The 15,761-nt window shown below is 65.8% G+C and carries 14 protein-coding genes and 1 tRNA gene; 10 read left to right on the forward strand and 5 right to left on the reverse strand.

Annotated features, from left to right (window positions below; translation table 11 throughout):
- Positions 1-35: 35 nt before the first annotated feature.
- From AC1D3B_RS31330 to priA, 5 genes are all read left to right on the forward strand, one after another.
- Entirely contained in the window at positions 36-779 is a 744-nt protein-coding gene (locus AC1D3B_RS31330; protein ID WP_478194577.1) for an alanyl-tRNA editing protein, read from the forward strand.
- A 106-nt stretch (positions 780-885) separates the two neighbouring features.
- Positions 886-3,009 carry a protein-disulfide reductase DsbD family protein gene (locus AC1D3B_RS31335; protein WP_478194598.1) on the forward strand — a complete coding sequence of 708 codons (2,124 nt, stop codon included), beginning with the start codon at positions 886-888 and terminating at the stop codon, positions 3,007-3,009.
- 104 nt (positions 3,010-3,113) lie between these two features.
- On the forward strand, positions 3,114-3,806 hold the full coding sequence (locus tag AC1D3B_RS31340; protein ID WP_478194578.1) for a thioredoxin family protein: 693 nt from the start codon (positions 3,114-3,116) through the stop codon (positions 3,804-3,806).
- 55 nt (positions 3,807-3,861) lie between these two features.
- Positions 3,862-4,965, forward strand: coding sequence for a uroporphyrinogen decarboxylase (gene hemE / locus AC1D3B_RS31345; RefSeq protein WP_478194579.1), 1,104 nt, complete (start codon positions 3,862-3,864; stop codon positions 4,963-4,965).
- A 370-nt stretch (positions 4,966-5,335) separates the two neighbouring features.
- On the forward strand, positions 5,336-7,441 hold the full coding sequence (gene priA, locus AC1D3B_RS31350) for a replication restart helicase PriA (RefSeq protein ID WP_478194580.1): 2,106 nt from the start codon (positions 5,336-5,338) through the stop codon (positions 7,439-7,441).
- Positions 7,442-7,459: 18 nt separating this feature from the next.
- Here the strand turns inward: priA and AC1D3B_RS31355 are convergent, their stop codons facing one another.
- A complete protein-coding gene (locus AC1D3B_RS31355; RefSeq protein ID WP_478194581.1) occupies positions 7,460-7,666 on the reverse strand; it encodes a hypothetical protein in 207 nt (68 codons plus the stop codon).
- A 228-nt stretch (positions 7,667-7,894) separates the two neighbouring features.
- Here AC1D3B_RS31355 and AC1D3B_RS31360 point away from each other — a divergent pair, with 228 nt between their 5' ends.
- Positions 7,895-8,569 (forward strand): hypothetical protein, encoded by a 675-nt coding sequence (locus AC1D3B_RS31360; RefSeq protein WP_478194582.1) that lies wholly within the window; start codon positions 7,895-7,897, stop codon positions 8,567-8,569.
- An 8-nt stretch (positions 8,570-8,577) separates the two neighbouring features.
- Here AC1D3B_RS31360 and AC1D3B_RS31365 read toward each other — a convergent pair whose 3' ends face one another.
- Positions 8,578-9,588 carry an AEC family transporter gene (locus AC1D3B_RS31365; protein ID WP_478194599.1) on the reverse strand — a complete coding sequence of 337 codons (1,011 nt, stop codon included), beginning with the start codon at positions 9,586-9,588 and terminating at the stop codon, positions 8,578-8,580.
- A gap of 99 nt (positions 9,589-9,687) precedes the next feature.
- Between AC1D3B_RS31365 and AC1D3B_RS31370 the strand changes: the two genes are divergently transcribed.
- The 3 genes from AC1D3B_RS31370 to AC1D3B_RS31380 are packed head-to-tail and all read left to right on the forward strand — an operon-like array spanning position 9,688 to position 13,396.
- Positions 9,688-11,787 carry an ATP-dependent helicase gene (locus AC1D3B_RS31370; protein WP_478194583.1) on the forward strand — a complete coding sequence of 700 codons (2,100 nt, stop codon included), beginning with the start codon at positions 9,688-9,690 and terminating at the stop codon, positions 11,785-11,787.
- Entirely contained in the window at positions 11,784-12,257 is a 474-nt protein-coding gene (locus AC1D3B_RS31375; protein WP_478194584.1) for a hypothetical protein, read from the forward strand. Before AC1D3B_RS31370 ends, AC1D3B_RS31375 begins: the two co-directional genes overlap by 4 nt.
- Positions 12,254-13,396: a phospholipase A gene (locus AC1D3B_RS31380; protein WP_478194585.1), complete on the forward strand. Its 1,143-nt coding sequence runs from the start codon at positions 12,254-12,256 to the stop codon at positions 13,394-13,396. Before AC1D3B_RS31375 ends, AC1D3B_RS31380 begins: the two co-directional genes overlap by 4 nt.
- Before the next feature lie 16 nt (positions 13,397-13,412).
- On the opposite strand, the gene AC1D3B_RS31385 is transcribed toward AC1D3B_RS31380, so the two are convergent.
- On the reverse strand, positions 13,413-13,745 hold the full coding sequence (locus AC1D3B_RS31385) for a DUF1090 family protein (protein WP_478194586.1): 333 nt from the start codon (positions 13,743-13,745) through the stop codon (positions 13,413-13,415).
- Between the two features lie 122 nt (positions 13,746-13,867).
- Between AC1D3B_RS31385 and AC1D3B_RS31390 the strand changes: the two genes are divergently transcribed.
- Positions 13,868-14,878 (forward strand): methyltransferase, encoded by a 1,011-nt coding sequence (locus AC1D3B_RS31390; protein ID WP_478194587.1) that lies wholly within the window; start codon positions 13,868-13,870, stop codon positions 14,876-14,878.
- Positions 14,879-14,918: 40 nt separating this feature from the next.
- On the opposite strand, the gene AC1D3B_RS31395 is transcribed toward AC1D3B_RS31390, so the two are convergent.
- Together AC1D3B_RS31395 and AC1D3B_RS31400 are read right to left on the reverse strand one after the other, a co-directional pair.
- Positions 14,919-14,994, reverse strand: a tRNA-Phe gene (locus AC1D3B_RS31395).
- Between the two features lie 18 nt (positions 14,995-15,012).
- Positions 15,013-15,708, reverse strand: a complete 696-nt coding sequence (locus AC1D3B_RS31400; protein ID WP_435519986.1) for a response regulator — start codon at positions 15,706-15,708, stop codon at positions 15,013-15,015.
- Between the last annotated feature and the right edge of the window lie 53 nt (positions 15,709-15,761).

Consider the following 15,761-nt stretch of genomic DNA (forward strand, 5'->3'; position numbering starts at 1 on the left):
GCACCCTCGCGCAGCGTCGCCGCTACCATCGGGCGATGACCGAAGACCTGTTCCGTTCCGATGCCTACCTGCGCGAGTGCGGGGCCCGCATCGCGCGCATCGAAGACGATGGCATCGTGCTCGACCGCACCGTGTTCTACCCGCTGGGCGGCGGCCAGGCGGGAGACAGCGGCTGGCTGGTGCTCGCGGACGGACGCGAGATCGCGATCGCCGACACCCGCAAGGCCAAGGATGCCGAAGGCAAGCCGACCGACGAGATCCTTCATGTGCCCGCGCCCGCCCAGGATGCGCCGGGCACGCTGAAGCCGGGCGATACAGTGACGGCGCGCATCGACTGGGAGCGCCGCCACAAGCTGATGCGCTTCCACACCGCCACCCACCTGCTGTGCCATCTGGTGCCGCAGCCGGTCAATGGCTGCTCGATCACGCCTGAATATGCGCGGCTGGACTTCCACATGACCGACCCCCTCGACAAGGAAGCCCTGACCGCCGGCCTGATCCGCCTGGTGGAGGCCGGCCATCCGCTCGCCGTGGGCGCGATCACCGACGCCGAGCTCGATGCCAATCCGGCGCTGGTCAAGAGCATGAGCGTGCAGCCGCCGCGCGGCACTGGCACGGTTCGCACGATCCGCATCGGCAGCGACACGGAATCCATCGATTTCCAACCCTGCGGTGGCACGCACGTGGCGAACACGCGCGAGATCGGCGCCGTGGTGGTGACCAAGATCGAGAAGAAGAGTGCGAACAGCCGCCGGGTGGTGCTTGGATGGGCGGCTTGAGCATGGGCCGGAACTTCGACCCTGCGACTTGCTCCGACTGACCGGCATGGCGCTTTTCTCCCCTCTTCGTCTCGCGGGCTTGCTGCTCGCCTCGCTGGCAGCCTGCATGCCGGCCGCCGCGCAGTTGTCCTCCCGCGTCGGGTCGGTCGTCACCACACCGCACGTACGGGCGGAGTTGATGGCCCACGCGCCGGATGGGATCTCTCCCGGCGCACCCGTGTGGGTCGGCCTCCAGATCACGCACCAGCCCGAGTGGCACACCTACTGGAAGAACGCCGGCGACTCCGGCCTGCCGACTGAACTCGCGTGGTCGCTGCCTCCCGGCGCTTCGATCGGCGACATCGCATGGCCAGTGCCCCGGAAGATTCCGATCGGCAACCTCGCCAACTACGGTTACGAGGGCACGGTGCTGCTGCCGGTCCCGCTCACCATCGCGCCCGACTTCAAGCCGCCCACGGCGCTCACGGGCGCGGCCGAGTTGGACGTGCGGCTGAAGGCATCCTGGCTGGTCTGCCGCAAGGAGTGCATCCCCGAGGAAGGCGAGTTCCAGCTCAAGGTGCCGCTGCACGGATCGACGGCGCTTCACAAGGCTGAATTCGACGCCGCGCTGGCCGCCCAGCCGTCGCCGCTCCCGAAACCCGGCGAGGTCGCGATTGACGGAAACAAGCTCCAGATCCGCCTCGAAGGCCTGCCCTCCTCGGTTCGGGGCAAGACGCTGGAGTTCTTCCCGGAAACGCCCGAGGTCGTCCACACCGCGGCCGTTCTCGGCAAGGACTGGACGCAATCGTGGCAAGGCGATGCCTGGACCGCGACCGTGCCGCTCGCCGACCAGCGCAGCGCGAGCCCCTCGGTGATGCCCCTGGTGGTCGCGCTGACGCAGGCCGATCGGCAAGCCGGCCAACCCATCGCCTGGCGCGCCGAGGCGCCTGTGAGTGGCACATGGCCCACCGTTGCCCCCAGGGCGCAGGTTTCGCCGGCGCTGCAGGCCGCCCTCGAGGCCAACACCGCCGCACCGCCTCTCGCGCAATCCACCGGTACGCTGTTCGCCGCGTTGCTCGGCGCCTTCATCGGCGGCCTACTGCTGAACCTGATGCCCTGCGTGTTCCCTGTGCTGGCGATCAAGGTGCTCAGCTTCACGCGGCGCGCCGAGGACCGGCGCGGCCACCGCACGGCAGCCACGGCCTACGCGGCCGGCGTGATCCTCTCGTGCCTGGCGCTCGGCGGCGCCATGATCGCGCTGCGTGCGGCGGGCACGCAGCTCGGCTGGGGCTTCCAGCTCCAGTCGCCTGCGGTCGTGGCCGTGCTTGCCGGCCTGTTCACGCTGATCGGGCTCAACCTGGCAGGCGTCTTCGAGTTCGGCCGCATGGCGCCGACTTCGCTTTCCACCGCGCAGGCGAGGCATCCCGTGGTCAATGACTTCCTGTCGGGGGTGCTCGCCGTCGTCATCGCCTCGCCTTGCACTGCGCCGTTCATGGGCGCTTCCCTGGGCTTTGCAATCGGGCTGCCCGCCGCGCAGGCCTTGTTGATGTTCGCGATGCTCGGCCTCGGCCTGGCGCTTCCCTATCTCGCGGCGGGGTTCGTTCCGGCGGTCGCCCGTTTGCTGCCCAAGCCGGGGCGGTGGATGAACACCTTGCGCCGTCTCCTGGCATTTCCGATGTTCGCGACGGTGGCCTGGCTGGTCTGGGTGCTCGGCCAGCAGAGCGGCATCGACGGTGCGGGCGCGCTGCTGGGCTTGCTGGTCTGTCTGGCCGCCATCGTGTGGGCGCTGACGCTTCGCGGCCGCACGCGCATCGTGATGACGGGGGTGATGGTCGCTACGACGATGGCACTGGCCGGCGCCATCGGGGGCAACGTGCTCCGGCCCGTGGAGCCGCTCACGGCGGCGTCGAGCGAGCGCTGGCAACCCTGGTCCACTGCACGTGTGAGCGAACTTGCGGCCGCCGGCCGACCGGTGTTCGTGGACTTCACGGCCGCCTGGTGTGTAACCTGCCAATACAACAAGAGAAGCACTCTGGCCGACGCCGGACTGCTGGCCGAATTCGATGCCAGGAACGTCGCCATGCTGCGCGCCGACTGGACCCGCAGGGATCCCGCGATCACTGCAGCCCTGACAGCCCTCGGCCGCAGCGGCGTGCCGGTCTACGTGCTCCAGGCGCCCGGCAAGGCGCCTTTGATCCTGACGGAAATCCTGAGCAAGGACGAGGTGCACGAAGCGCTCGCCGCTCTGTGACAATGCTTAGACCCTGAGGCGGTACGGGTTGTCACAAGCGGATGAGGAATCCGTTCTAAGCTGTGGTGATTGTTGAGATTTATCCACAGGAGGTCAAGCTGACCATGGCTTCATCGTCATCTTCCGAATCGCGTTCCATCCGCGCGGCGCGCAATGCCCGCGCCGCCCTCGACCGGGCTTCCCGCCGGGCGGTCATGACCGCCGCCGTGGCCCTCGGCGCCACGTTCCTGATGAATTCGCAGGCCCTCGCCGCACCCGCCGTGGGCCAACCGGCGCCCGATTTCATCGGCGTCGACACCGCCGGCAAGCAACACCGCCTGTCCGATTTCGCCGGCAAGTTCGTCGTGCTCGAATGGACCAACCCGGGCTGCCCCTTCGTGCGCAAGCATTACGGTAGCGGCAACATGCCCGCCACTCAGAAGGCCGCAACCGCCAAGGGCGTGGTCTGGCTGGCCATCAATTCGACCGAGCGTGCCGCGAGCGACTACCTGAAGCCGACGGCGCTCGATGCCTGGATGGAGGACCAGTCCGGCGCACCGACGGCCGTGCTCATGGACGAGGACGGCGTGATCGGCCGCACGTACGGCGCCCGGACGACGCCGCACATCTTCATCGTCGATCCGAAGGGCACGCTCGTCTACGCAGGCGGCATCGACAGCATTCCGTCGTCACGGCCCGATGACATCAAGACTGCCACCAACTACGTGAACCAGGCGCTCGGCGAAGCCTACGACGGCAAGGCGATCAGCGCCGCGACCACCCGGCCGTACGGCTGCTCGATCAAGTACAAGAGTTGATCCTGGCCGCGAAGGCTCGCGCATTGGCATCCGGGGCCCCTGCGACAATCGCGGGATGCCTTTCGCCCCCCTGAAGAACGACACCTTCCTGCGCGCCTGTTGGCGTCAGGCCACCGACCACACGCCCGTCTGGCTCATGCGGCAAGCCGGGCGCTACCTTCCGGAATACGTCGCGACGCGCGCCAAGGCGGGCAGCTTCATGGGCCTAGCGACCAACACCGATTACGCAACCGAGGTCACGCTGCAGCCCCTCGAGCGCTATCCGCTGGACGCGGCCATCCTCTTCTCGGACATCCTGACAGTGCCCGACGCCATGGGCCTCGGCCTTTCGTTCGAAGCCGGCGAAGGCCCGCGTTTCGCGCGACCGGTGCGCGACGAGGCATCGATCTTCGCCCTCGCCGTGCCTGACATGGACAAGCTCCGCTACGTCTTCGATGCGGTCACGTCGATCCGCCGAGCCCTGGACGGCCGGGTTCCGCTGATCGGGTTCTCGGGAAGCCCGTGGACGCTGGCCTGCTACATGGTCGAGGGCGCGGGATCGAGCGACTACAGGCTGGTCAAGACGCTTCTCTACAGCCGCCCCGACCTGATGCACCGCCTGCTCGCGGTCAATGCGGATTCGGTGGCCGCGTACCTTAATGCGCAGATCGACGCGGGCGCGCAGGCCGTGATGGTGTTCGACAGCTGGGGTGGTGTGCTGGCCGACGGCGCCTTCCAGGAATTCAGCCTCGCGTACACCGCGCGCGTGCTGTCGCAACTGAAGCGCGAAGGCGCCGACGGTCGACTTGTGCCGCGCATCGTGTTCACCAAGGGCGGTGGACTCTGGCTGCAGGACATGCGCGCGCTCGACTGCCAAGTGCTTGGACTGGACTGGACCGTCAATCTCGCGAAGGCGCGCGCGCTCGTCGGCGAGGGACCGCAGGGCAAGGCGCTCCAGGGCAACATCGACCCCAACGTGCTCTTCGCACAGCCGGCGCAGATCGAGACAGAGGTGGCGAAGGTGCTGCAGAGCTTCGGTCGACCGCACGCGGACCACGCGACAAGCGGCCCCACGCACATCTTCAACCTCGGACACGGCATCAGCCAGTTCACGCCGCCGGATCACGTTGCCGCGCTCGTTGCGGCGGTGCACGACCAATCCCGCGCCCTCCGCGCATGAACGTATTGTTATCACTTGTAAGCACAGAGATCGACTGTCCAGCGCTTGTCAAGGACTAAAAAGCGTGAGGAGGGACTGACTTATGCACAAAACGCGTGTTGCGGCGCGCAAAAAAATATTTGCGTCTTCGCGGCCGCTCCTAAAGCGATAGCGCTGCTAACTTGTTGATTCATATAGGTTTTGAACTTTGCTTTTTTTGCGTGCATTCCAGCGAGACCCTTGATTTTCAAGGGCTGGCGGCGAGTCAAGCCCCGATATCAACAAAGTTATCCACAGAAAATCTGGATGGACTGCAAAGCACAGACAAATCAACAACTTAGGTCGTTTTGCTCAAAGTCTCTTTAACAAACAGCCGTAGCGGGAGCCGGCCTTGAAGTGGCGCGCAGACGTCGCCGTGCAGACTCCGGCGCACAGCGCACTAGGGGATGTCCTTAGCTACGCGAGTGTTGTGCCGATGGTTCGTGGCGCACTTGTGAGGGTTCCGCTGGGCCGTCGCGAGGTCCTCGGCGTTGTCTGGGCGGTCGAATCGGACGAAGGAGAGCGCTCTGGCGATATCGAACTCAAGCCCGTCGGCGCGGTTCTGGATGGAATTGCGCCGCTGGGTGACGCCTGGCGCGACCTGGTTACCTTCGCGGCCCGCTATTACCAGCGATCGCTGGGCGAGATCGCGCTGGCAGCGCTGCCGCCGCAACTGAGGGACCTGACAGCGGTTCAGCTGGCAAGGCGACTGAAGCGACCTTCCGGCGCATCGGAGGCGACAGGCCTAATCCCGCACACCGTGGCGCTCACCGAGGAGCAATCCCAGGTGCTCGCCCGCTTCGACGCCGAAGCCGGCCCCTTTTTGCTGTTCGGCAGCACGGGCAGCGGCAAGACCGAGGTCTACCTGCGCGTCGTCGCCGCGCTACTGGAGCGCGATCCGAGCGCCCAGGCGCTGGTGATGGTGCCCGAGATCAACCTGACGCCGCAGCTGGAAGCACGCTTCAAGGAACGCTTCGAAGGCCGGTTCGGCGCGTCCGCGGTGATGTCGATCCACAGCGGCATGACGAATCCGCAGCGGCTGGCGAGCTGGCTCGCCGCGCACAGCGGCACCGCGCGCATCGTTCTCGGCACGCGCATGGCGGTGTTCGCGTCGATGCCGGGCCTGAAGCTCATCGTCGTCGACGAGGAGCACGACCCGAGCTACAAGCAGCAGGAAGGCGCACGCTATTCGGCACGCGACCTGGCGGTGTGGCGCGGCCAGCGCGAGAACGCGAAAGTGATCCTCGGCTCCGCCACGCCGTCGCTCGAAAGTTGGCACCAGAGCCGTCCGGCGCAAGGTGAGGACGCGGGCGGACGGTATGTCCGACTGGCGATGCCATCACGCATCGGCACGAGCACCCTGCCGGCCGTGCGGCTGGTCGACATGAACCTGCAGCCCCCGAAGACGGTGCTGTCGGGCGCGCTCCTCGATGCCATCGGCCAGCGGATCGCGCGCGGCGAGCAGAGCATGGTGTTCCTGAATCGGCGGGGCTATGCGCCCGTGCTCGCCTGCGGCGATTGCGGCTGGAAGAGCGAATGCCCGCATTGCAGCGCCTACCGGGTGTTCCACAAGATCGACCGCACTTTGCGTTGTCACCACTGCGGTTTCACCGAACGCGTGCCGCGCGCCTGCCCGGCATGCGGCAACCTGGACATCGCGCCGGTCGGACGCGGCACGGAGCGGCTGGAAGAGCACCTGGGGGAGTTGTTCTCCGTGGTCACGCGGCCCGATGGCGGACCGGTTCGCATCGCTCGCATCGATGCGGACAGTACGCGCAAGCAAGGAGCGCTCGAATCGCAGCTCGCGGCGGTCCACGCAGGCGAGGTCGACGTGCTGGTCGGCACACAGATGATCGCCAAGGGCCATGATTTCCGGCGCATCACGCTGGTGGCGGCGATCAATCCGGACGGGGCGCTGTTCTCGAGTGATTTCCGCGCGCCGGAGCGTCTGTTCAGTCTGCTCATGCAATCGGCCGGACGAGCGGGAAGAGATGCGGCCTATTTGTCCGCGCAGGGCGCGACGGCGGAAATGTGGATCCAGACGCATCACCCGCAGCACCCACTTTTCGCGGCATTGCGGCGCCACGACTACCCGGCCTTCGCGCAACGTGAACTCGAAGATCGTGTCGCCGCCGGCATGCCCCCTTTCGCTTTCCAGGCGCTGTTGCGTGCCGATGCCCGAAGCCAGGACGCAGCCCAGGCCTTCCTGAATGCGGCGAGCGTGTCAGCCGATGTGCTGGGGGGTGCCGACCGGGTGACGCGCTATCCGGCGGTTCCGCTGGCGATCCAGCGCGTGGCAAATGTGGAGCGTGCGCAGATGCTGATCGAAAGCGCGTCGCGCGCGGCGCTCCAGCGCGTGCTCGCGGGCTGGCAACCGCTGCTGCACGATCTGCGACGAACGCCCGAAGGCAAGGGAGTGATTCGCTGGCTGGTCGACGTGGACCCGCACAGCATCTGAAGGGGCTGGCGCCCCGCTTCAGAGCAGTCCGACCGGCTCCTTGCCAACTTCCACATATTGCAGGGCGGAACGCCGTCGTCGATGGGCACCCGGCCACATCAACAGCACGAAGCTGAGCACGCTCGCCGTGAGCGCACCGCCCCCGCCGAGGGTTCCTACATGCCACAGCCAGATGGCGCTGGCGAGCCAGACCACCCACAAGACCCCGCGCAACCATGTCGTCATGCCAACTCTCCCGATTCAGGGATTCACTTTAGCAGCACCTTTGAAAACCTAAGCACTACCTAAAAGCAATAGCTAGGACTATTGCGCTATTTTGCGAACCCTGTGTGTAGGAAATACTCTGAAACAACAGTTGACGATCCGCCGACGCGCTGTCCAATCTAGGAATCCGGCGGGATTCAGCTGAAACTCGCAAAAAGGGGGTGTGTCGTGATAACGCCGTTCAGGGTCATGTGGGTTCTTTCCCTCGCGTGCATGGCTTGGAGCGCACACGCGGCCGATCTGGAATTGGATGGCAGCCGGCTGATCGTCAACGGGATGCTAGACGGCAGCGCCATCAAGGAATTCGAAGAGCACCTGGCCACCGGCAAGGTTCGGACCGTGGTGTTCGAGAATTCGCTCGGAGGCACGCCCGAGGTTGCGCGCGACTACGCCGAAGCGATCCGCGCGACCGGCGTGAACACCGAGGCGAAGGGCCAGTGCCAGGCAGCCTGCGCCTACGCCTTCCTCGCCGGCAAGGAGCATCGCTTCGGCCGCGGCTTCCAGGTCAATGGCCTGCTGTTGCCGGTGTCCCAGCGCCCTCGGCCTTCCGACCTCGTCAGCCGATGGAACGGGGAAGACAGCTACCGGACGTTGGCCGAGTTCACGGGGCCGGCCAGAAGTTCGACTACAGCTGGTGAGCCACCCGCCACCGTGACGGCATCGGCCACCCAGGTGGCCGCCTCGCCGGCCTCCCCGAAGGAACGCTGGCAAGCGGACCAGGGCGTGCTCTTCACCTCCACGCCCACGTTGTTCGGACGTGTCTACAACAGCTTCTATTGCGACGGCACGCAAGGCCGCGACATGTCGCGCTGCGAACTGCTGCCTGACGCCGACCCGTACAAGCTCGGCGTGTTGACGCCCTAGACAATTCGTTAGCGCACCCAGCCGACTGCCAGCGGAAAGCTGAAGAAGGCGGCGACGGTCGTCCACAAGATGATGCGGGCGACGCGCCCGTTGTCGGCACCGAAGCGCTCGGCGAGCATCGACACGTTGCTCGCACTGGGGAGCGCGGCGATCAGCACGATCGTGACCAGCGCCGTGCGTCCCAGTTGCAAACCGAGCGCCATCGCGCCGGTGGCAACGCCGTAGACGAGCAGCGGGTGCGCCAGCAGCTTGATCACGACTACCGGCAGAACGTCGCGCAATGGCGCCTGTCGAGCTGCAGCCGTCGCACTGCCCATCGCCTGCGCGACAACCGCGCTGGCGCGATGCTCCCGCGCCAGCAGGGCGGAGCGCGCCAGAACGGCCCCGATCGTGAACAGCGCCACCGGGGACGCGGCCTCGGCAAGCATCGCGACCGTGCGATCCACCGGCCCCGGCAGCGAGAACCGGCTCGCGGACGCGGCGGCACCCAGCAGGATGGACCAGGGCATCGGGTTCTGCAGGATGCCACGCAGTGCCTGCCGCACGGCCTTGGCGGTCCCGTGCTCGTCCGCACCATCGAGGCGCGACAACGCAATGCACAGGGATGACGTCACGATCATGTCGAACGCGATGCTGATGATCGTGGGCGATGCGGCCTGCGCGCCAAGGATCGCAATCAACAGTGGAACGCCCATGAAGCCGGTGTTCGGAAAGGCGGCCACCAGGGCGCCGAAAGCTGCGTCGTTCCAGCCGATGCGCTCGTTTCGGCTCAACGCGACCGTCGCCCCGACCACGATCAGCCCGCTGACGCCCCAGACCAGCACCACGCCGCCGTTCAGCAACTGGTCGATCGGGGCGCCCGCTCCGAAGCGGAACAGCATGCAGGGCAGCGCAAAGTACAGGACGAAGACATTCAGCCCCGGAATCGCCGCCAGTGGCAATACGCCGCTGCGGGCGGCGGCAAAGCCGGCGGCGATCAGCGCGAAGAAGGGGACGGTGACAAGAAATATCTGCAGCACGCGGCGATTGTGCTTGGGCGGGCCTAGCACATCGACCGGGCCCGCCGCGCACAACGCGACCCGTATCATTGCTCGCTTTGCGCCTCTGTTTCCCCATCCATGTCTTCCGGTCTCAATCTAGCGCAGCAAGAAGCGGTCAACTACATGCACGGACCCTGCCTCGTTCTAGCGGGCGCAGGCTCGGGCAAGACGCGGGTGATCACGCACAAGATTGCGCGCCTCATCCAGGCTGGACTGGAGCCCCAGCGGATCGCGGCCATCACCTTCACCAACAAGGCGGCCGCCGAAATGCGCGAACGCGCCAAGGGGCTGATCGGGCGTGACGCCAAGAAGGTGGTCGTCTGCACCTTCCACGCGCTGGGCGTGCGGATGATGCGCGAGGACGGCGCCGTGCTGGGCCTGAAACCTGCCTTCAGCATCCTCGACAGCGACGACGTGACGAAGATCCTGAAGGACGCGGGCGGCACGACCGACGCTGCCACTGCACGCATCTGGCAGTGGACCATCAGCAAGTGGAAGAACATGGGCTTGAACGCCGCGCAGGCCGAGGTGCAGGCGGTGGACGACAACGAACGCATCACCGCCCGCATCATGGGCCGCTATGAAGAGCGGCTGGTCGCCTACCAGAGCGTGGACTTCGACGACCTGATCGGCATGCCGCTCAAGCTGCTGCGGGATTTCGACGAAGTGCGCGCCAAGTGGCAGGCCGCGCTCGGTCACATCCTCGTGGACGAATACCAGGACACCAATGCCACGCAGTACGAGGTGCTGAAGGCGTTGGCCGGCGACCGCGGCCGCCTCACCGCGGTGGGCGACGACGACCAGTCGATCTACGGCTGGCGAGGCGCCACGCTCGACAACCTGCGCAAGCTGCCGATCGACTACCCGAGCCTGAAGGTCATCAAGCTCGAGCAGAACTACCGCAGCACGAGTTCGATCCTACGCGCGGCCAACAACGTCATCGGACCCAATCCCAAGCTGTTTCCCAAGACGCTGTTCAGCGAACTCGGCGAAGGTGAGCCGGTGCGTATCGTCGACGCCGACAACGAGGCGCACGAGGCCGAGCGTGCGGTCGCTCGCATCCAGAGCCTGCGCGCCGGCGACGCCACCTCGCAGGGCCCGCACTTCAAGGAGTTCCGCGACTTCGCGATCCTCTATCGCGCCAACCACCAGGCGCGGGTCTTCGAGCAGGCGCTGCGCAAGGCGCAGATTCCGTACAAGGTCTCGGGCGGCCAGAGCTTCTTCGATCGCGCCGAGATCAAGGACCTGTGCGGCTGGTTCCGGCTCTGGGTCAACAACGACGACGATCCGGCGTTCCTGCGCGCGGTCACGACGCCCAAGCGGGGCATCGGCCACACAACGCTCGCCAGCCTCGGGACCTTCGCCAGCCAGTACAAGCTCAGCTTGTTCGAAGCACTCTTCAGCTCCTCACTGCCGAGCGTGATGCCGAAGCGCGCGCTGGAAGGCCTGCACGAGTTCGGCCGCTACATCAACGACCTCGAATACCGGGCGCGCCGCACGATGGGCGCCGAGGATGCACGCGCATTCCTGGCCGAGTGGCTCAAGGAAATCGACTACGAGAAGCACCTCTACGACGGCGAGGACAGCGAGCAAGCCGCCGCGAGCCGCTGGACCAACGTCCTGGAGTTCTGCGACTGGATGTCCCAGCGCTGCGGCGGGCAGATTGACGACGCCTCGGGCGCCACCGTCGAGAGCGAGCGCAAGAGCCTGCTCGAAGTCGCGCAGACCATTTCCCTGCTGTCCACCATCAGCGAGCGGGAGCAGGACCAGAACATGGTCACGCTGTCGACGCTGCACGCTTCCAAGGGGTTGGAGTGGCCGCACGTGATGCTCGTCGGCGTGACCGAAGGTCTGCTGCCCTTCAAGCTCGACGACGATGAGGGCCGGCAGGAAAAGATCAGCGAGAACACCCTGGAGCGTCTGCAGGAGGAACGCCGTCTGATGTACGTGGGCATCACGCGCGCGCAGCGCAGTCTGGCCGTGAGCTGGACCAAGCGCCGCAAGAAGGGCCGCGAGATGGTGGCGGCGCAGCCGAGTCGCTTCATTGCCGAAATGGCGCTCGACAAGAAGACGATGAAGGAAGACCCGCGCGAGAAACTCAAGGCGCTGCGCGCGGAATTTGCCAAGAAGGCGCAGGACAACGCCGCGGCAGCCGCCGCCGCCGCATCGGCGCCATGAAATACGCGTGGATGGGCTGCCTGGCCACCGCCGCCTGCCTCGCTCCGGCAAGCGCCGCAGCCCAGGGGCGGCCGGAGGCGCCGTCCGCCGCGACGTGCCCGACACGCGGCACCGAGATGCCGCTCGAGGCACTTTTCGGCACCTGGGAGGCACGCATCGACGGTCAGAACGGCGTCGCAAAAGTCAAGCTGAACAAACATCCGGACTACGCGGGGGTGCGCGGGACAATTTCGCGGGGCGGGGATGGATCACCCAGCGCAGTCGCCCAACTGGCGGGCGATATAGACGACGAAGGCATGCTCAGCCTCGATGAATCACAGGATGGCCGCGCCATCAGCGGCGTCTGGCTGGGCGAATTGCAGGCTTGGTCGTGCGGCAAGGAATGGAAGGGCATCTGGCGTGACGCTGCGAGCGACACGACGCATCCCTTCGTCCTGGACAAGATTGGCAACTCGGCAACTGATCGATGAATAAACGCACACATTTTTTCAGCGCGCTTTTCACCGTGATCTGCGCCACCGGCGCCCAGGCCCAGGCGGTCGACAAACCGCCCAGTCCCCTGGCCGAAGCCCAACTTACCTGGCAGACCTGCCAAAGCCTCGCAGGCAGCGCCAACAACGAGGCGCGGCTCGCCTGTTTCGATCGATGGGCACAGCAGCAGACGCTGCCCGCCGCCGCGGTGCCGGCGGCACCGCCCGTGCTCGCCGAAACCTTGCCGCCTGTGAATTCCGAAATACCGGCAACGCGCGTGGTCACCATCGCCACCGAGGATGGCTGCCGCGACCGCCAGTACTCGCCTCTCTCACGCTTCTGGGAACTCGAAGCCGGAAGCAGCTGCGGCACCCTCGGCTTCCGCGGCTACCGGCCACTCAGCGTCGGGATCGGCGTGGCGGCCCGCGACCCGGAGACCGCGATGTCGCCGGCACCCAACCACAACGGGGTCGACCGGCCCTACCAGGCTCAGGACATGCGCATCGGCCTGTCGCTGCGCACCAAGCTCGCACAGGGCATGCTCACAGGAGACGATCCGGTCAAGAAGGACGGGCTCTGGTTCGCGTATTCGCAGGCTTCCACCTGGCAGGTGTTCAACGAAGACCTCTCGCGGCCCTTCCGCACCACCGACCACGAGCCGGAGCTGATCTACAGCTACCCGACCAACTACGAATTGCCGGGCGGCTGGCGCATCCGCTACACCGGCCTCGGCCTGGTGCACCAATCGAATGGCCAGGACCTGCCCTACTCGCGCAGCTGGAACCGGGTCTACCTGATGGGCGGTATGGAGCTGGGCGACCAGTTCGTCGTCACCGGACGCGTCTGGAAACGCATCTCCGAAAACCCCGCCGACGACGACAACCCCGACATCACCAAATACCTGGGCAACGCCGATATCCGGGCCGCCTGGCAGGTCGACCGGCTGAACCAGGTCGCCATCTCCGCGCACGGTGGCAAGGGGGCCGTGAGGCTCGAATGGCTGAAGGCGATCGGCGACCCGGTCAAGAGCAACCTGCGATTCCAGGCGTCGCTCTTCTACGGCTACGGCGACACGCTGATCGACTACAACCGGAAGCGCACGGTGTTCAACATCGGGCTCGCGCTGGTCGACTTCTAGACGATCCGCTCTTCGGTCACTTCTTCTCCGCGAGCAGTTTCCGCAGATCTTCCTCGGCGCGGTCCAGGTCGATTCGCATCTGAAGAATTACGTTCTTCTGGCGCATGACGCGCGCCTCGTGCGTGTCCTTGGCGGCAATCTCCTCGCATCGGGCCTGCAAGGCATGCAGGTTCTCCTCGATCTGCCGCCTGCGCAGCATCTGCCCCCGTGATCGCGCCGCTCGCATGTCCTTTTCCAGCGCGGCCTGTTGCGCGTAGCAATCGGCCTCGGTGGGCTTCGGCTGGGCGACCGCCGGTGTTGCAAAGAGCATTGCGAGCGCAACCGAACCAATACACAAGTGAATACGCATGGGGCTGTTCCAAGTCGACGGAAGCGCCATCTTGCATCAAGAGTCGGCCTTGCAGCCAGTGCGTCGGATGGCCAGCGAGGTTCACAATGTTCGATCAGCGCAACGCGTTGGAAGGACATGCCATGGAGAGCGATTCGAATCCTTCGGTCACGATCCGCCGTTTGATCGAGGGCTACCAGGTGTCCCAGGCTATCCACGTCGCCGCGACGCTCGGCATCGCGGACTTGCTCGCGGACGGCGGTCGCACCGTCGATGCCCTGGCGTCGACCACTGGCACGCATGCGCCCACGCTGTATCGACTGCTGCGCGCCCTCGCGAGCGTCGAGATCCTGCAAGAAGGCGATGAACGATCATTCACGCTGGCGCCGCTCGGCCAGCATCTTCGTTCGGATGTTGTCGGGTCAATGGCGGGTTGGGCCGCATTTATCGGACGGCCGAGCTATTGGCAGGCGTGGACAGGACTCCTGCACAGCGTTCGTACGGGCGAGAACGCGTTTCAGCATATTCATGGCACGGATGTATGGAGCCACCGCGCGAGCCATCCCGAGGAGGGCGCGATCTTCGATCGCGCGATGACCTCGCTCTCGGGCCGCGCCAGTACAGCCCTGCTCGCCGCATATGACTTCGGAGGCTTTCGGAACGTCGTGGACGTGGGGGGAGGCACCGGCACGCTGCTGGCGGCGATATTGAGCGCGCACCCCGCGCTCGACGGCATCCTGTTCGATCAACCGCATGTCGTGGCGGCGGCCGGGCTCGTGCTTGAGCGCGCAGGCATCGCCGGTCGATGCCAACTCGTTGGAGGCAGCTTCTTCGATGCGGTGCCCGAAGGCGCGGATGCCTACGTGCTGCGCGCCGTTATTCACGACTGGGAGGACGACGACGCTGTCCGCATCCTTGCCAAGGTCCGCAACGCGCTGGTCAAGAAGTCGCGCGTGCTGATCGTGGAACGGCTCATTGCGCCTCCCAACGAAGGGCGCGACACGAAGTTCTCGGACCTCAACATGCTGGTGGGGCCCGGCGGGCGCGAGCGGACTCGCGAGGAGTTCGTGACATTGATCGAGGCGTCGGGATTGCGGCTCGGAGCAGTGATCGATGCAGGGGGCTTCTTCGTGATTGAAGCGTTGGCGCAATGAAAAAGCCCCTGACTTCGTAAAGAATCAGGGGCTTGAGATTTGGTGGCCTGGGGCGGAATCGAACCACCGACACGCGGATTTTCAATCCGCTGCTCTACCAACTGAGCTACCGGGCCTTGGTGTGCAGCCTGCGATTATACAGCGCTCCGGCGCCCTCTCGAAAGATCGACGCCAAGTTGCTTCAGCTTTCGATAAAGGTGGGTGCGCTCAAGACCGGTCTTCTCGGCCACACGTGTCATGGAGCCGTTCTCCATGGCAAGGTGGAACTCGAAGTAGGCCTTCTCGAAGCCATCGCGCGCATCGCGCAGCGGGCGATCCAGATCGAAACTCTGCGTGGACTGGGGGCCCAGGTCGGCTGCCGGCAATTGCGGCGCAGCGGGCACCAGTGCGCTGTCGCCCACGGTCGTAACCACTGCGGCGAAGCTGCTCGCGGGCGGCACCACGCTGGCCGCGGCGCGCCTTGCGCTCTCACGCGCAAGACCCTGCTCGACAGCCTTCAACAGCTTCTGCAAGGTGATGGGCTTCTCGAGGAATGCAAAGGCGCCGATGCGCGTGGCATCGACCGCGGTATCGATCGTCGCGTGGCCACTCATCATGACGACCGGCATGCTCAGGAGACCGGCCGCAGACCACTCCTTGAGCAGCGTCACGCCATCGGTGTCGGGCATCCAGATGTCGAGGAGGACCAGGTCGGGACGGGCACGCTGTCGAGCGGCACGCGCTTCGGCTGCGTTCTCGGCGAGTTCCACGTTGTGGCCTTCGTCATTGAGAATTTCGAAGAGCAGGTCTCGAATGCCCAGCTCGTCGTCGACCACGAGGATGTTTGCCATTGTGCTTAGTTGTGCGCCGTCTGTCTTATAAGGTATTGGGTTCGCTTGCCGAT

It is taken from the genome of Variovorax sp. P5_A3 (assembly GCF_056400665.1).

Bases quoted from the DNA above. Each gene is read 5' to 3' on its own strand.
- AC1D3B_RS31375 (WP_478194584.1), top strand. From the start codon at position 11,784: ATGAAATACGCGTGGATGGGCTGCCTGGCCACCGCCGCCTGCCTCGCT.
- AC1D3B_RS31355 (WP_478194581.1), bottom strand. From the start codon at position 7,666: ATGACGACATGGTTGCGCGGGGTCTTGTGGGTGGTCTGGCTCGCCAGC.
- AC1D3B_RS31340 (WP_478194578.1), top strand. From the start codon at position 3,114: ATGGCTTCATCGTCATCTTCCGAATCGCGTTCCATCCGCGCGGCGCGC.
- AC1D3B_RS31360 (WP_478194582.1), top strand. From the start codon at position 7,895: ATGTGGGTTCTTTCCCTCGCGTGCATGGCTTGGAGCGCACACGCGGCC.
- AC1D3B_RS31390 (WP_478194587.1), top strand. From the start codon at position 13,868: ATGGAGAGCGATTCGAATCCTTCGGTCACGATCCGCCGTTTGATCGAG.
- AC1D3B_RS31370 (WP_478194583.1), top strand. From the start codon at position 9,688: ATGTCTTCCGGTCTCAATCTAGCGCAGCAAGAAGCGGTCAACTACATG.
- AC1D3B_RS31380 (WP_478194585.1), top strand. From the start codon at position 12,254: ATGAATAAACGCACACATTTTTTCAGCGCGCTTTTCACCGTGATCTGC.
- AC1D3B_RS31385 (WP_478194586.1), bottom strand. From the start codon at position 13,745: ATGCGTATTCACTTGTGTATTGGTTCGGTTGCGCTCGCAATGCTCTTT.
- AC1D3B_RS31330 (WP_478194577.1), top strand. From the start codon at position 36: ATGACCGAAGACCTGTTCCGTTCCGATGCCTACCTGCGCGAGTGCGGG.
- AC1D3B_RS31335 (WP_478194598.1), top strand. From the start codon at position 886: ATGCCGGCCGCCGCGCAGTTGTCCTCCCGCGTCGGGTCGGTCGTCACC.
- hemE (WP_478194579.1), top strand. From the start codon at position 3,862: ATGCCTTTCGCCCCCCTGAAGAACGACACCTTCCTGCGCGCCTGTTGG.
- AC1D3B_RS31400 (WP_435519986.1), bottom strand. From the start codon at position 15,708: ATGGCAAACATCCTCGTGGTCGACGACGAGCTGGGCATTCGAGACCTG.